Annotated in this window: 14 protein-coding genes; 5 read left to right on the top strand and 9 right to left on the bottom strand. The window is 61.8% G+C overall.

All coding sequences use genetic code 11. The features are described from left to right. Positions 1–41 precede the first annotated feature (41 nt). From PI93_RS19690 to PI93_RS19675, 4 genes are all read right to left on the bottom strand, one after another. Positions 42–1,277 carry a porin gene (locus tag PI93_RS19690; RefSeq protein WP_039369517.1) on the bottom strand — a complete coding sequence of 412 codons (1,236 nt, stop codon included), beginning with the start codon at positions 1,275–1,277 and terminating at the stop codon, positions 42–44. Positions 1,278–1,481: 204 nt separating this feature from the next. Further along, the gene (locus PI93_RS19685) at positions 1,482–2,417 is read right to left on the bottom strand and encodes a glycerophosphodiester phosphodiesterase family protein (RefSeq protein WP_039369515.1); all 936 of its coding nucleotides are present in this window, start codon (positions 2,415–2,417) and stop codon (positions 1,482–1,484) included. Between the two features lie 114 nt (positions 2,418–2,531). Then, the gene (locus PI93_RS19680) at positions 2,532–3,305 is read right to left on the bottom strand and encodes a DeoR/GlpR family DNA-binding transcription regulator (protein ID WP_039369513.1); all 774 of its coding nucleotides are present in this window, start codon (positions 3,303–3,305) and stop codon (positions 2,532–2,534) included. Between the two features lie 103 nt (positions 3,306–3,408). Continuing rightward, complete coding sequence (locus tag PI93_RS19675) at positions 3,409–3,903, bottom strand: Lrp/AsnC family transcriptional regulator (protein ID WP_039369509.1); 495 nt, start codon at positions 3,901–3,903, stop codon at positions 3,409–3,411. Positions 3,904–4,058: 155 nt separating this feature from the next. Between PI93_RS19675 and glmS the strand changes: the two genes are divergently transcribed. Then, positions 4,059–5,888: a glutamine--fructose-6-phosphate transaminase (isomerizing) gene (gene glmS, locus PI93_RS19670; protein WP_039369507.1), complete on the top strand. Its 1,830-nt coding sequence runs from the start codon at positions 4,059–4,061 to the stop codon at positions 5,886–5,888. A 15-nt stretch (positions 5,889–5,903) separates the two neighbouring features. Here the strand turns inward: glmS and PI93_RS19665 are convergent, their stop codons facing one another. Then, positions 5,904–6,785: a LysR substrate-binding domain-containing protein gene (locus tag PI93_RS19665; RefSeq protein WP_039369504.1), complete on the bottom strand. Its 882-nt coding sequence runs from the start codon at positions 6,783–6,785 to the stop codon at positions 5,904–5,906. Positions 6,786–6,953: 168 nt separating this feature from the next. Between PI93_RS19665 and PI93_RS19660 the strand changes: the two genes are divergently transcribed. After that, positions 6,954–7,460, top strand: a complete 507-nt coding sequence (locus tag PI93_RS19660) for a lipocalin-like domain-containing protein (protein WP_236105778.1) — start codon at positions 6,954–6,956, stop codon at positions 7,458–7,460. Positions 7,461–7,471: 11 nt separating this feature from the next. Here the strand turns inward: PI93_RS19660 and PI93_RS19655 are convergent, their stop codons facing one another. From PI93_RS19655 to PI93_RS19640, 4 genes are all read right to left on the bottom strand, one after another. Next, positions 7,472–7,825, bottom strand: coding sequence for a VOC family protein (locus PI93_RS19655; RefSeq protein ID WP_039369503.1), 354 nt, complete (start codon positions 7,823–7,825; stop codon positions 7,472–7,474). 21 nt (positions 7,826–7,846) lie between these two features. Then, a complete protein-coding gene (locus tag PI93_RS19650; protein ID WP_039369500.1) occupies positions 7,847–8,266 on the bottom strand; it encodes a DUF3224 domain-containing protein in 420 nt (139 codons plus the stop codon). 165 nt (positions 8,267–8,431) lie between these two features. Continuing rightward, on the bottom strand, positions 8,432–9,838 hold the full coding sequence (locus tag PI93_RS19645; protein WP_039369497.1) for an MFS transporter: 1,407 nt from the start codon (positions 9,836–9,838) through the stop codon (positions 8,432–8,434). 6 nt (positions 9,839–9,844) lie between these two features. Then, complete coding sequence (locus PI93_RS19640) at positions 9,845–10,498, bottom strand: DsbA family oxidoreductase (RefSeq protein WP_039369682.1); 654 nt, start codon at positions 10,496–10,498, stop codon at positions 9,845–9,847. Positions 10,499–10,796: 298 nt separating this feature from the next. On the opposite strand from PI93_RS19640, the gene PI93_RS19635 reads away from it, so the two are divergent. The 3 genes from PI93_RS19635 to PI93_RS19625 all read left to right on the top strand — a co-directional run bounded on the left by PI93_RS19635 (position 10,797) and on the right by PI93_RS19625 (position 14,082). Continuing rightward, positions 10,797–11,330 carry a cupin domain-containing protein gene (locus PI93_RS19635; RefSeq protein WP_236105785.1) on the top strand — a complete coding sequence of 178 codons (534 nt, stop codon included), beginning with the start codon at positions 10,797–10,799 and terminating at the stop codon, positions 11,328–11,330. An 89-nt stretch (positions 11,331–11,419) separates the two neighbouring features. Continuing rightward, positions 11,420–12,040 (top strand): flavin reductase family protein, encoded by a 621-nt coding sequence (locus tag PI93_RS19630; protein WP_039369492.1) that lies wholly within the window; start codon positions 11,420–11,422, stop codon positions 12,038–12,040. A 476-nt stretch (positions 12,041–12,516) separates the two neighbouring features. Next, positions 12,517–14,082, top strand: coding sequence for a complex I subunit 4 family protein (locus PI93_RS19625; protein ID WP_039369486.1), 1,566 nt, complete (start codon positions 12,517–12,519; stop codon positions 14,080–14,082). Positions 14,083–14,443: the final 361 nt, after the last annotated feature.

The following is a 14,443-nucleotide window of genomic DNA, read 5'->3' as shown; positions in this document are numbered from 1 at the left end:
GTGCGTCAATCGCACGCCACCGGCCGGTTTGTGTTTCAGGCTTAGAAAACGTGGCTGACGCCCAGACGCACGACCGTCTGCGAGTTCGTCGCCGACGACATGCCGTTCGCCGCGTCGCCGACCGAGGCCGTGGCGTCGATCACGTTGCCGAAGGCGTCGAGCGTGCTGCCGGACGCCTTCTGGTAGCCCGCCAGCGCATACAACTCGGTGCGCTTGGACAGGTTGTAGAACGCCGCAAGGTTGAACTGGTGGTACTTCGCGCCCGAGGCGTTGGCGGCCGGTGCATTCACGTTTGTGAAGCTATAGCCGCCTCCCAGTCGGAACGCGTTGGTGAAGCGATACATCGCCAGCACGCCGACCGAGTCGAACTTGGCGGTGCGGGTAAAGCGCGAGTAGCTGCCTGCCGAGTACTCGGTGTGGCTGTAGTTCGCACCCAGCGTGGTGTTGCCGATCTGGTAAGTCATCGACGTCGCGATGATGTCGCGAGCTTTCGCGCTGGCGTAACCCGCGTTGATCGACGACGCGAAGGCCGATTCGGACGACCCGGCCCAGCTTCCGATGGTGGTGTCGGTGGCGCTCGCCTTGTCGTTGTTGGCGTGCGAGTAGCCGACGCCCCAGGTGATCGGGCCGTTGGCATACTGACCGGCGAGCCCCCACGTGTTCTGGCGTCCCATCGTGCCCGGCTGGCCGCCGAAGCCGTACATGGCGCCGAAGGTGAAGCCGCCCCACGTCGGCGAACGGTATTTCACGCTGTTGTTCACGCGAGAGCTGTGATCTAGGTTGTCGACGTCGCCGGGATGCGCCGCAACGCCCGAGAGCAATGCCGTGCCGCCGACCGAGCCGACCAGATCGATCAGCGGGTCGTACTGGCGGCCGAGCGTGACCGTGCCGTAGGCCTTGTCTTGCAGACCGACGTAAGCATGGCGTCCGAATTCGGCGCCGCCCTGACTTGCGGTTCCGTTGCCGATGTTGAAGCCGTTCTCGAGACGGAAAAGTGCCTTCAGGCCATTGCCGAGGTCCTCGGTGCCCTGCATGCCCCAGCGGCTGCCTTGCCACGTGCCGCTCTGGAATGCGTAATTCGATGCGCCATTGACGACGGCAGGACGGCCGGCAGCGCCAGCCCGGGTGACGCTGGCGACATTGCTGGCGTAGCCAATGCCGCCGTCGACAATGCCGTACAACGTGATGTTCGACTGGGCGTGCGCGAGCGTGGTGGCGCCGCAGCCGATGATGAGCGCGGCAGCGCGGGCGAGAGGGGAGCGAGCAAGAGACTTCATGGTGTGTTTCCTGTGTGCGTAGCCGTGAGGGGCGATGCTTTTTTCGACGTCATGCGCCGTGTTGTTGCATCGTGATTAAAAGTAGGAATCCTAAAAATATGAAAATCGACTCTCCGTTGTGATGTTGTCTGATCTCAGCGGAGAATCAGGCCGCGCGAAGGGGTGTTCAGCACGCGGCCAGAGCGAAGCTCATGAATCGGGGAATTACTTGGCTGTGGCTTGCCCCTGGTTGGTCAATGCCGCGCGCAGGCGGGCAGGGGAATCGGTCATCACGGCATCGAAACCCAGTTGCGACGCGGTTTCGAAGTCTTGCGGCGTCTCGACACCGAAGGCGACGAGATGCACATCACCACGCGACTTGAAGCATTGCACGGCGGCCGGCGTCCACCAGTTCGCCACGACTTTCGAAATTCCCTCGCCGAGCGTGAAGCGCTCCACGACTTCCACCTGTCGATGGAATTCGATGCCGGCCCAAGTGCCGGGGGCGGGGGGTGCGGCGCATTGCCCGGCGAGTGCGGCGGCGACGAGGCGATTGCGGGTGGCGTCCCGCGACTCGAACAGCTGTGCCTGCGGGCGGCGAGCACGCATGCGATCGGTCGCTTCGGCCTCTGTCGAGTAAAGACGCACGCGCGACCAGGCGTTGGTCTCATCGAGCACCTCGATAACGGCTTCGACCAGCGGTGCAGCAGGCGTTTGCTTCATGTCGAGCAACACGGGCACGTTGGCGGGCACAGCCGCCAGTGCCTCGCGCAAGGTGGGTATCGGCAGTGGGTGGTCGCGGTAGGGATAGACGGCTTGCCCATCGGCGCCCTTGCGTGAGAAGGCATAGCCCGCGTTGAGCTTGCGCACGTCGGCGTAGTCGACGTCCGCGAGCTTGCCCCGTCCGTCCGTCAGCGCGGAAAGATCGGCCGGACGGTACATCACCGGTACGCCGTCGCGCGTGACTTGCACCGTCATCCATAGCGCTTGCGCGCCGTTCTGCAACGCGTTGGTGAACGCCTTCACCGTGTTCTCCGGCGTATCGCCGGTGCCGCCGCGATGCGCCACGATCAGCGGGGCGGCGCTGGCAACGGTGGGCGTCATCGTGCCAAAGACACACGTTAGCGCGGCGAGACTCGCGGCCGCGAAGCGCGTCCACATGGGGCGGGATGGCCGGGGGCGAGAGCGTGGGAAGCTGGGGGCGGCGGCATGCATAACGGGCGGTCTCGGGGCGAAGGTGGAAAAAGTGGCGAAGGGGCAACGAACGATGTTGCGTCAGACGACAAGAATTTCGGGGGAAACCGGTGACACGACCGATAACTGCAAATGCCCGCACAACGGGTCGGGCAACGGACCGTCGGTGATGACGAGATCCTGTTCGTCAAGCTGGCCGCCTCGCACGCTGGGCTTGCGCGAGAACTTGTATGTGTCTGCGACGAGAATGCGGTAGCGGCTGGCGTCGCGCAGCGCTTCGCGCGACGCGGCTTCGTGGCGGTCGTAATCGAGCAGCGTACCGTCGTCGTCGATGCCGCCCACGCTATACACGCCGACGTCGGCGCGATAGGCGCGGAACAGACGGTCGGCCTCGTCGCCAAGAATTTCCGGATTCGGCGATCGCAGTTCGCCACCGGGAACGATCACGCGATGTTCGGGGTTACTGGCGAGCACCAGCGCCGCGCGCAGGTTGTTGGTGATGACGCACAAACGCTTGCGATGAACGAGGGCCACGGCGACTTGCTCCGGTGTCGTGCCGATGCCAAGGAGAACGGTGGCGCCATCGGGAATGCGTTCGGCCGCTGCCTGACCGATGCGCAGCTTGCCTTCGAGATTGCGCACGCGACGCACTTCATACGGCTGGTTCGGCCCCGGCGTGAGCAGGCGTGCCCCGCCGTGATAGCGGCGCAGCACATTGGCGTCGCACAACGTGTTGACGTCGCGGCGAATCGTCTGGGTGGCCACGCCGAAGTGGTCGGCGAGCGCATCGACACTTATTTCGCCGTGTTGGCGAAACAAGGCAACGATGCGGGTCTGGCGTTCGGAAAGGTCCATCGGGCGGTTGTGGCGTGCACATTCATTCTGGAATGGGCGCCACTTTGACAGCCGTGCATGACATTCAAATGACGATATCGAATGTTCAAATGAACATTTTCAATCAGCGAGACGCATTCGAACGAATCGGAAGAATGCGAGCGTTGGCCTCGAATTTCGCGCAGCGTGTCGAAAAGAACGTGCGCACATTGCGAATGTTCGCCGAGCTTTTGAACAACCGGCGTGCGAGTTCGTCGTATTCCGCCATATCGCGGACTTCGGCGATGACCACGAAGTCCGGCCCCGGCGAGACGCGATAGCACTGGGTGACGACAGGCTCTGCGCAAATGTACGACTCGAAGGCGTCGTAGTCCTCGGCCGCTTGCCGGTCGAGACTTACTTCGACGACCGCGCTCAGCGTCGGTCCCAGCTTCGACGGATCGATGATGGCGATCTGGCGCGCAATGACGCCGGCGTCGACGAGCGCGCGCACCCGGCGCAGACACGTTGGTGCGGACGCGTGGACACGTCTCGACAATTCGAGATTCGATAGGGACGAATCGGCTTGCAGCACGCTCAGGATTCGCAAGTCCAAGTCGTCTAGCGTAACGCCGGCCATGAGGCCTCCTGTAAAGCGAGATGTGAAATTAAATTTCACAAATGAATTTCTGTGAATTTATATTTCACAAAAGACAAAATATTGAAGATTAATTTCAATTCGATAACTCTACCATCGCTTCACTGGCTGACCACGAATCATTTCTGAGAGGCGTTATGTGTGGAATCATCGGCGCGGTCGCGCAGCGGGACATCGTCCCCAATCTGGTCGACGGTCTGAAGCGTCTGGAATATCGCGGGTATGACTCGTGCGGTGTCGCGCTTTATCGCGACCGGGCCTTGGTGCGTGCGCGCAGCGTCGAGCGCGTGGCGAATCTTCAGGACGAAATCGCGCGGACCGGACTGACGGGTTACACCGGCATTGCTCATACCCGTTGGGCAACGCACGGCAAACCGATCACCGACAATGCGCATCCGCACTTCTCGCCGAACGCCGAGGCGCCGCGCATTGCGCTTTCGCACAACGGCATCATCGAGAATCACGAGGCGTTGCGTGCGACGCTTGAGGCGCAGGGCTATCGCTTTGCGAGTCAGACCGACAGCGAAGTCATTGCGCACCTGATCGACCATCTTTACGACGGCGATCTGTTCGACGCTGTGAAGGCGGCCGCAGCACAGTTGCGCGGCAGCTACGCCATAGCGGTGATTTGCCGTGACGAGCCGCATCGGCTGGTCGGTGCGCGCGACGGCATGCCGCTGATCGTCGGTGTGGGGGAGGGGGAGAATTTCCTCGCGTCCGATGCGATTGCGCTCGCGAACGTCACCGATCAGATCGTGTATCTGGAGAACGGCGATGTGGCGGACGTTCAGCTTCACCGCTACTGGATCGTGGATGCGCAGGGCCAGCGGGGCGAGCGTCCGGTCAATCGGGTCGCCGCGCATACCGGGGCGGCCGATCTCGGGCCGTATCGCTATTACATGCAAAAGGAAATCTTCGAGCAACCGCGCGCGGTGGCGGACACATTACAGGACGTGACGTCGATCATGCCGGAGCTGTTCGGCGACAACGCTTGGCGGGTGTTCAATACCGTGGACTCTGTGCTTCTGCTCGCTTGCGGTGGCAGTTACCACGCGGCGTTGACGGCGAAGTACTGGATCGAAAGTCTTGCGCAACTGCCTGTGAACGTGGAGATCGCGAGCGAGTATCGCTATCGCGACAGCGTGGCGAATCCGAATACGCTGGTGGTCGCCGTCTCGCAAAGCGGCGAGACCGCCGATGTGCTGGGGGCTGTGCATGTGGCGAAGCAGCGAGGGATGCATCACACGCTGGCGATTTGCAACGTGGCGACGAGTGCCTTGGCTCGCGAGTGCGCGTTGACGTTCTTCACGCGGGCGGGAGTCGAGATCGGTGTGGCGTCGACGAAGGCGTTCACGACGCAGCTTGTCGCGCTGTTCTTGCTGGCGCTGACGCTGGCACAAAGCCGCAAGCGTCTGACGGACGACGACGAGCAGCAACATCTGCGTGCCCTTCGGCATCTGCCGGACGCCATTGCGAAGGTGCTGGCACTGGAGCCGCAAATCATCGCGTGGGCGGAGCAATTGACGCGCCGGCAGGACATTCTATTTCTTGGCCGCGGTCTGCATTTTCCGGTCGCGATGGAAGGCGCGCTGAAGATGAAGGAAATCTCGTACATTCACGCGGAAGCGTATCCGGCGGGGGAACTGAAGCACGGGCCGCTTGCGTTGGTGAGCGACGAAATGCCCGTGGTCGCGGTGGCGCCGAACGACCGTCTGCTGGAGAAGCTCAAGTCGAACATGCACGAAGTGAGCGCACGCAATGGCAAGCTCTATGTGTTTGCCGATAGCGATTGCGGCCTGTCACCCGGTGCGGATATCGACGTGATCCGGCTCAATGAGCACTACGGTCTGCTATCGCCCATTCTTCACACCATCCCGATGCAATTGCTCGCGTATCACGCTGCGGTGGCACGAGGCACCGATGTGGACAAGCCAAGAAATCTGGCGAAGTCGGTGACGGTGGAGTGAGACGCGAGTGATTGGTCAGGCGTCGCCATTCAGATTCGCCGTCGCGTTCTCGACGACGGCGCGTTTGAGTTGTGCCAGCGCCGGTGAGATGTCGTCCGTCGCCGCATGCAGGCAGAGATCGACGGACGGTAACGGCGGGAGGCCGTCTTTCTCTCCGAGTCGTCTTAACGTGCTGGGCATGCCGGAGGCGGTTCGCAATGTGACGCCCAGGCCGGCCTCGACCCCTGACCAGAGACTCCGGAGGCTGGCGGTGGTGTAGGCCAAACGCCAGGAAATGTTGGCGCTATCGAGGGCGCTGATGCCGGCACGGCGGAAGAAGCATGGCGGGTTGTACAACGCCAGATCCAACGGAACGCCCGGCGTCAGGACAACGCCGCTTCCGGCCGGCCCGATCCACGTCATCGGCAACGTCGCCAGGCGTTCGGCATCGGGACGGTGTTCGTATCCCATTGCGAGCACCAGATCGAGTTCCCCACGATCCAATCGCTCGAGCAACATGCCGTTGCGTTCAACGGCAACGTCCACGCGTACCCGCGGATGTGTTTTCTTAAATTGTCCCAACGCTTTCGGAAGCCATGTTTCGGCGAAATCGCCGGGCAGGCCGAAGCGCACGACGCCCTCGATCGATGCGCCCCGGACGGCGCGTATCGCTTCGTCGTTGAGTTCGAGAATGCGATGCGCGTAGGACAGTATCAATTCGCCGGTCTCGGTCAGTACCAGCCCACGCCCCTGTCGCCGGAACATCGGCATGCCGACCTGTTCTTCCAGCTTGCGCATCTGCTGGCTAACCGCCGATTGCGAGCGGCCGATGCGTTCCGCCGCGCGATTCAGACCGCCAAGTTTTTGCGTGGCCAGGAGGGTGCGCAACGCATCCATATCGAGGTTGGGTTGAGCCATAGTTCAGATATTCTGAATGATCGATGCCGAATTATCGCACCCACTAAACATTTGGGTGGCTAGTATCCGTAAGAGCGCATTGCGATCCGATGCGCTTCAACTCGCTCGATACGAGCCAGTTTCGAACCTTGAATGTTGATGTGGAGGAAGTACGGTATGACTGGTCAGATGATTGTCAAGCGCGTTACCTCGGGAGTCGTTGTTCTCGCATGCGCACTCGTGACGAGCGTGACGCAGGCCGAAGCGCCGGGAGGGGGTACATCGTTGGCAGGAACGTGGACGCTGGTTGCCGCAGATGTCCAGCATCCCGATGGGTCACGCACGCGCGACTATGGGGCGGCTCCGAAGGGAATGCTGTTTATCGACGGCCAGGGGCACTATTCGCTGCAAATATTCAAGTCGGAGCGTCCAAAATTCGCCTCTGGGGACAAGAGCGTCGCGACGCCCGCCGAGTACAACGCCGCGGTCATGGGGTCCAGCACGCACTTCGGCACGCTCAGCGTCGACCCGGTAGCAGGAACGCTGACTTTCCACATTCAGAACGCTTCCTTTCCGAATTGGGAGGGACAGCAGCAGAAACGAACCTACGACTTGAAAGGTCGTGAGTTGAGCTATCGCGTCACCCCTCGACCGAATGGAGACGTGCCGATTTCGGTCTGGCAGCGTCTCGATTAAGGGCGTCGGTCTTATTGCGCGGCCGACCAGACAGCGAGTTCGTAGCCGTCCGGATCGGTGAAGTGAAAGCGTCGGCCGCCCGGAAACGAGAAGACGGGAAGGGTGATCGTCGCGCCCGCGGCTTCGATGCGGCGTTGCGTTTCTGCGAGATCGTTCGCGTACAGGATGATCAGTGGACCCCCCGGCCGGGCTTCGCCGGTGGTGAAGCCGCCGGTGAGTCGGCCGTCGCTGAATTCCGTGTACGTCGGGCCGTAATCGGTGAAAGTCCAGCCGAAAACGCTGCCATAGAAGGCCTTGCTGCGAGCAATGTCGGCCACTTTGAATTCGATATTGTCGATCTGACGATCGATGCCTTGCGTGCTCATGTCTCTCTCCTGACGGATGACTCAGCCGTGCGCGCCGTCACGCGCTTCCGGCAGGGCGTAGTCGAACGTGTAGAAATGCTTGCCGTCGGCGATGGTGATGATCAGACTTCCGGAAATCCCGGACAACGCGTCGGTGCCGGAGTCGGGGACAACGTTGATGGACTGCGCAGGTGCGCCGCGTGTCATGGTGGCACTGTGCTGGAGCACGAACGTGCCGCTGCGGCCGTGCAGGGTGCCGCTGACCTTTTCCATCGCCACGTAGCCGGCAGAGCCCTGAGTGCTGCTGCGGAATGACAACATCTCTCCCTGACTGGTTGCCTGCAAGTCGCCGTGATAGGTCTTGTTCAACGACAAACGGCCTAGCCCGGTGCTCTCGGCAACACCGCTTAACGTCTGCGGCTCGAGCTGGATATCAAAGTGCCCTTTGGCTATGGGGTTCACTGGCGTGCTCCTCGGTTTGGGAGAAGATGAAAATACTGTGTTTTTGTACAGTATCGAGTGTACTCAAACATTGCCAATATGCAAGCGCCGAATGCAAGGGCGCCCGAAAATAAGAAAGCCCCGCGCGAGGCGGGGCTTTTTTCCGATGCCGGCTTCTGGACGTGATCAGGCGCGTCGGGGCATCAATCGCAAGCCGCTGGCGAGACATCCGGCGGCCGAGAATGCCGCTCCCCACGCCAGTGCCCACGTCGAGCCGTGCGTGCCTGCCAGGCCGAGTGCGAGCGCGACGAGTGCCGCGCCCGTTGCCTGCCCCAGCAGCCGCGACGTACCCACCATGCCGCTGGCGCCGCCGCTGCGCTCGGGCGGAGCGCTGTGCATGAAGGCTTTCAGATTCGGCGATTGGAAAAAGCCGAAACCCAGACCGCACAGTGCCATCCGCCAACTGATGTCCCACAGCGCCGCATGCTCGGGCATGATCGCGAGCAACGCCATGCCCACGCTGAGCATTGCCAGACCGATCGCGCCCAGTGCGCCGGGCGGATAGCGATCCGACAGTCGCCCCGCCAGCGGCGCAATCGCGGCCACGAAGAACGGCCACGGCGTCATCAGAAAGCCGGTTTCGATGGGACTGCGATGCAGCACGTTCTCGAAATAGAACGGCAATGACACCAGCCCAAGCCCCTGCGTCGCGAACGCGCAGATGGCCGTGATCGTCGACAGCGCAAACGCGGGCAGGCGCAGCAGGTCGACCGGCAGCATTGGCGCGCGATGGCCTCGCTCACGGCGAATCAGCGCCCAGCCGAACACCAGTGCGCCGACAAAGCACCCCAGCGTCAGATGCCAGTCCGCCTGCTGCGCGCTTTGGCTCAATGCAAAGATCAACAGCGAAAACGTCAGCACATTGAGCAACGCGGCGATCATGTCGGGCTTGTGCTCGCTGCGCGGCGTGTCCGGTAGATTGCGTCGCGAGAAGGCCAGCGCCAGCAGTGCCGTTGGCACATTGATCAGGAACAGCCACGGCCAACTGGCGAACGCCAGCACGAGAGAGGCGATCGTCGGTCCGATGGCAAACGAAATGCCCACGATGAGCGCGTTTAGTCCGACGCCGCGTCCCAACTGATTGGCCGGGTAGAGGAAGCGGATGAGTGCGATGTTCACACTCATCACCGCTGCCGCTCCCACGCCCTGCAAGACACGAGCGCCGGCCAGAAAGCCGAGCGTTGGCGACAGGGCGCACAGCAGCGACGCGAGGAGAAACACCGCCACGCCCCACATGAACACGCGCTTGTGACCCACGCGCTCGCCCAGCGACGCGAAGGGGAGCAACGTGGCGACCATCGCGAGTTGGTAGGCATTCACGATCCAGACCGATGCCGAAGGCGTCGTGTTCAGATCGAGCGCCATTTGCGGCAGGGCCGTGTTGGCGATGGCGGTATCGAGGCTGGCGAGCGAGACGGCGAGCAAGATCGCCGTCATGGCGAGGCCGCGTCCGGTGGTCGGTGGTTCTTGCGATTGCGTCCCGGCAGGGGCGCCAGCCGCCGGCGTATCGGCGGTCGGGGGGAGCGACGACATCACGGATCAGCCCTCGGCCAGAATCTGACGGATAGCCTGTTCGAAGACTTCCGGGGGCTGGCCGCCGCTCACGAGATGGCGGTTATTGAAGATGATCGCGGGCACCGAGCGGATGCCGAGATTCTGATAATGACGTTCGAGCGCACGTACCTGTTCGGCGTACTCGTCGGTCGAGAGAATTTCACGGGCGCGCGTTGCGTCGAGACCGGCTTGCTGCACGGCGTCGACCAGGACTTCCGGATCGCTGGTGCGCTTGCCGTCGACGAAGTACGCACGGAACAGCGCTTCCTTGAGTGCCAGTTGCTTGTCGTGGCCGATCGTTTGCGCCCAGTGCAGCAGTCGATGGGCATCGAACGTGTTGTACGCGTGCGTGCGCAGATCCATGCGCATCGGGAAGCCTTCGGCTGCCGCGCGTGCGCTGATGTTCGCCTGATTCTGTGCCAACTGTTCCGGCGACAATCCGTACTTCTGCGACATGTAATCGGCGAGCGCGACGCCTTCGGCCGGCATGTCCGGATTGAGTTCGAACGGGCTGAATTGCAGGTCGGCTTCGACCTCGTTGCCCAGACGGCCGAGTGCCGTCTTCAGCGAGGCAAGGCCGATGGCGCACCAGGGACAGGCGACATCGGAGACAAAATCGATCTTGAGTGTGGCGGGCATGGTCTGACGGCGCCGTGGCGGCGCGTGCAATGAAAAACGCGTCGCCTTGCGCGACGCAACCCGGCAATCGTCGCATAATTCGGCAATTCTCGCCGGCGCCTGCCGAAATCGCGCTGCGAACCTTTGTTTATGCCGTTCTCGGCATGCCGAGGATCGGGCCCGTGTCACGGCCGAATGTTTTGCCGTGCGGAATTTTTGTTTTGCCTGATGAATCGCTCGCAGGCTGCTGCTGGGCGACGACCGCAATGCGATATTGTGTTGCCCACTCGCGTGCAGTGCACTCGTTTCGATTCCCACGATGACTACTCCGGAGTCCGTCATGCCGTCTGCCGCCGATCTCGTCACGTCTTTGCATCTACAGCCGCATCCGGAAGGCGGGCACTACCGAGAGACGTACCGCGCGTCTGGCACCATGGCTGCGCACGCGCTGCCGGATGGCTTCTCGGGCGAGCGGAACATTTCCACCGCGATTCTCTATTTGCTGGAAGCAGGCGATTTCTCTGCCTTCCACCGGATTCGCAGCGATGAGATCTGGCATTTCCATCTCGGCGGCACGCTATGGATTCACGAGATCGACCCCACCGGCAAGCTAACGACGACGAATCTCGGCGCCGATGTTACTGCAGGCGAGCAGCTTCAGCACGTGGTGCCCGCGGGGCACTGGTTCGCGGCGCAGCCTGCACCGTCGACACGCTATTCGCTGGTCGGATGTACGGTCGCCCCGGGGTTTGCGTTCGAGGACTTCGAGATGGCAGACGCGGCGGCGCTCGCCGCACAGTGGCCTGCGCACCGGGTGTTGATTGAGCGGCTCGGGCGTCGCGCGTCCGTGTGATCGCATCGCAGGGTAGGGGGTAGGCGACGCGAGTTGGCAGAGTGCGTTAGCATCGCCGACAAGCTCCTCAACCTAGTCGGCACCCCCTCATGTCCAACGACGTTCATTTCTACGACCCCGCCAAAGGTCACGGTCTGTCTCACGACCCTTTCAAGGCGATCGTGGCGCCGCGTGTCATTGGCTGGATCTCCAGCCGCGATCCGTCGGGCCGAACCAATCTCGCGCCCTACAGCTTCTTCGGCGCCTTCGCGACATTCCCGCCGATCATCGGCTTTTGCAGTGAGGGCTACAAGGATTCCATCGCCAACATCGAAGCCACGCGCGAGTTCGTCTGGAATCTGACAAGCAAGTCTCTCGTCGCCCAGATGAACCAGACGTCGGCGCCGGTGCCGCACGAGGTCGACGAGTTCGAACTGGCGGGATTGACGAAGGCGCCCGGCGTCAATGTCGATGTGCCTCACGTGGCCGAGTCGCCTGCGTCGCTCGAGTGCAAACTGCTGCAGATCGTGCGCATGCAGGATCTCGACGGCAAGCCGATGGACAACTGGCTGGCGCTCGGACAGGTGGTCGGGGTGCACATCCGCCGCGAATATCTGCGCGAGGACGGTCTCTTCGATACGGCCAAGGCGCATCCGGTGATGCGTGCAGGCTATCTCGGTGACTATGCCGAGATCGGGCCGATGTTCGATCTGCGTCGACCGAGAGGTTAAGCCGTCAATTTCGTCGTCTGTCTTTCCGAGGTCACGCGCGGTTTCTTCGGGCGTGCCCTCGCGCCACGATTGTGGGTATCGCGCGCCGCGATGCTCGCAATGTCTTCATATTCTGCAATGCGCTATTGACAAAATCGACGCCTGTCTCGACGGCGTTCGTCACATCCACGTCGACACCTGCGGCGCGCGCTTTACCGCACGGCGATGGCAACGCCGGCGCAATCGCCGACCGTCCGGTCGGACGAAATGCCCGCAATCATTTGTAAAATTTGCTGCGATGCAAAATGTTTTCGAGGCGCGTATGCTTGCGACCTTCGTTGACGCCCTCGCGCCTGGCGTCCCCTCCCGCAGGCATTGATCTGCCTTGATTTGCGCGCATCGCGACATGCGATGTGTGCGGGATAGGTTCGTCCCTGGTTGCGTCGAAATGGTGCGTTCGCACTGGATTTTTGTTGCAGCACATCAGGACCCCCCCAATGTTCCCCATCCTGTCCCTTCTCATCTGGCTTCCTATCGTGGCTGGCGTGCTCGTCATGCTGCTCGGCCAGGATCGTCATCCCAATACCGTTCGGTGGGCATCGCTCGCCGCCGCCGTGATGTCGGCGTTACCCATCGTGCCGCTGGTGCAGGGCTTTCGAACGCACGTGTCGAGTCTTCAGTTCGTGGAGCGCTTTCGCTGGATCGAATCGTTCGATGCCTCCTGGCATGTGGGCATCGACGGTATTTCCTTGTGGCTTGTCGCATTGACTGGCGTGACGACCATCATCGTGGTGTTGGCGTCGTGGCGCGCCGTGGCGACGCGCATGAGCTCATACTTCGGCAGCTTTCTGGTGCTGTCTGGCTTGATGCAGGGCGTGTTCACTGCGCAGGACGGCATGTTGTTCTTCGTGTTCTTCGAAGCGACGCTGCTGCCCTTGTACCTGCTGATCGGTGTGTACGGACGTGCCAATCGCACCCATGCGGCCGTGAAGTTTTTCTTCTTCTCGCTGACCGGCTCGCTGATGATGTTGCTCTCGATGCTCTATCTGTACATGCAGACACAGAGCTTCGACATTGCGCGCTGGCAGACGCTGCATCTGCCGCTGGCCGTGCAGGTGATGTTGTTCATCGGTTTTCTCGGGGCGTTCTCGGTCAAGGTGCCGATGTGGCCTGTGCATACCTGGTTGCCTGAGGTACATCTCGATGGCCCGACCGGGGCTGCCGTGATGCTGGGCATGCTCAAGCTTGGTGGCTATGGGCTGCTTCGATTCAATCTGCCGCTGTTGCCGGACGCGAGCCACTTTCTGGCGCCATTGATGGTGGTGTTGTCGTTGATCGCCGTGATTTACGCGAGTCTGGTCGCGCTGGTACAGACGGATCTGCGCAAGTTGCTCGCCTACTCGGCGGTTGCCCATATGGGCCTGGTCACGCTGGGGCTGTTTCTCTTCTCGGAAATGGGCACCGACGGCGCGGTGATGCAGATGATTTCGTATGGCATCGTCTCGGGAGCCATGTTGCTGTGCACGGGGATGTTGTACGACCGTACCGGCAGCGCGTCGATCGATGGCTATGGTGGGGTGGCGGCGACGATGCCGCGCTTCGCTGCGTTCACGATGCTGTTCTCGATGGCGAATGTGGGCATGCCGGGCACGTCGGGATTCGTGGGGGAGTTTCTCGTATTGATGGGCGCGATCAAGGCGAATTTCTGGATCGGTGCCTTGGCGTCGCTGACGTTGGTGCTCAGTGCGGCCTATACGTTGTGGATGTACAAGCGTGTGATTTTCGGTCGGGTGGGCAACGCGCGAGTGGCGTTGCTCAAGGATGTGAGCCGTCGCGAGTTTGCGCTGCTTGGTGCCATGGCGGTGATGGTGCTCGGCATCGGTCTCGATCCGAAGCCGCTCACGGATGGTATCGATGCGACGGCGATTCAGGTCGTGCAGGACATCGAGAGTCATCGTCTGCCAGCGGGCGATCCGGGCAGTAGCGAGATTGCCGGGCGTCGGCATGGCGATGCCGCAGGGCACGCTGCGGCGAAGGTGAAGGGCACAGGGCCTGACGCCTGATCGTGCTTGATCGGTGTGAGATGAATCATGAAAAACGGGCGCGATGAAGCGCCCGTTTTTCATATCGACTTCGACGACACAGCTCCCGCCATCCCATTTGCTGACACGGCGTTCTTCGAAACGCCACGGTAACCGACTGAATCCGCCGGAGCTGTTTTCTCTGTTGGATGAGGCCAGGGCTAGATGAGCAAAAAAACAAAATTGGAAAGGCCGGTGAGTGATAAGTTGCCCTCCCTGGAGGCGATCGTTGGGATTCCGGGTTTCGCCAAGAGAGTTATCCGTATTGCGCAGGCCACGCCTCGCTGCACTTGTACGGAGGAGCCCGAGTCGCTCGTTAGCGCCTAACAGTCGTGCACAAAGG

This window comes from Pandoraea fibrosis, from assembly GCF_000807775.2.
Classification (GTDB): Bacteria; Pseudomonadota; Gammaproteobacteria; order Burkholderiales; family Burkholderiaceae; genus Pandoraea; species Pandoraea fibrosis.
The sequence above is the reverse complement of the archived record's forward strand: the minus strand, read 5'-3'. Positions and strand labels throughout refer to the sequence as shown.

What these genes read in the sequence shown, in the direction of transcription:
- PI93_RS19660 (WP_236105778.1), top strand. Translation starts at nt 6,954, where the DNA reads ATGATTGTCAAGCGCGTTACCTCGGGAGTCGTTGTTCTCGCATGCGCA.
- glmS (WP_039369507.1), top strand. Translation starts at nt 4,059, where the DNA reads ATGTGTGGAATCATCGGCGCGGTCGCGCAGCGGGACATCGTCCCCAAT.
- PI93_RS19640 (WP_039369682.1), bottom strand. Translation starts at nt 10,498, where the DNA reads ATGCCCGCCACACTCAAGATCGATTTTGTCTCCGATGTCGCCTGTCCC.
- PI93_RS19665 (WP_039369504.1), bottom strand. Translation starts at nt 6,785, where the DNA reads ATGGCTCAACCCAACCTCGATATGGATGCGTTGCGCACCCTCCTGGCC.
- PI93_RS19630 (WP_039369492.1), top strand. Translation starts at nt 11,420, where the DNA reads ATGTCCAACGACGTTCATTTCTACGACCCCGCCAAAGGTCACGGTCTG.
- PI93_RS19680 (WP_039369513.1), bottom strand. Translation starts at nt 3,305, where the DNA reads ATGGACCTTTCCGAACGCCAGACCCGCATCGTTGCCTTGTTTCGCCAA.
- PI93_RS19675 (WP_039369509.1), bottom strand. Translation starts at nt 3,903, where the DNA reads ATGGCCGGCGTTACGCTAGACGACTTGGACTTGCGAATCCTGAGCGTG.
- PI93_RS19655 (WP_039369503.1), bottom strand. Translation starts at nt 7,825, where the DNA reads ATGAGCACGCAAGGCATCGATCGTCAGATCGACAATATCGAATTCAAA.
- PI93_RS19625 (WP_039369486.1), top strand. Translation starts at nt 12,517, where the DNA reads ATGTTCCCCATCCTGTCCCTTCTCATCTGGCTTCCTATCGTGGCTGGC.
- PI93_RS19645 (WP_039369497.1), bottom strand. Translation starts at nt 9,838, where the DNA reads ATGTCGTCGCTCCCCCCGACCGCCGATACGCCGGCGGCTGGCGCCCCT.
- PI93_RS19635 (WP_236105785.1), top strand. Translation starts at nt 10,797, where the DNA reads ATGACTACTCCGGAGTCCGTCATGCCGTCTGCCGCCGATCTCGTCACG.
- PI93_RS19685 (WP_039369515.1), bottom strand. Translation starts at nt 2,417, where the DNA reads ATGTGGACGCGCTTCGCGGCCGCGAGTCTCGCCGCGCTAACGTGTGTC.
- PI93_RS19690 (WP_039369517.1), bottom strand. Translation starts at nt 1,277, where the DNA reads ATGAAGTCTCTTGCTCGCTCCCCTCTCGCCCGCGCTGCCGCGCTCATC.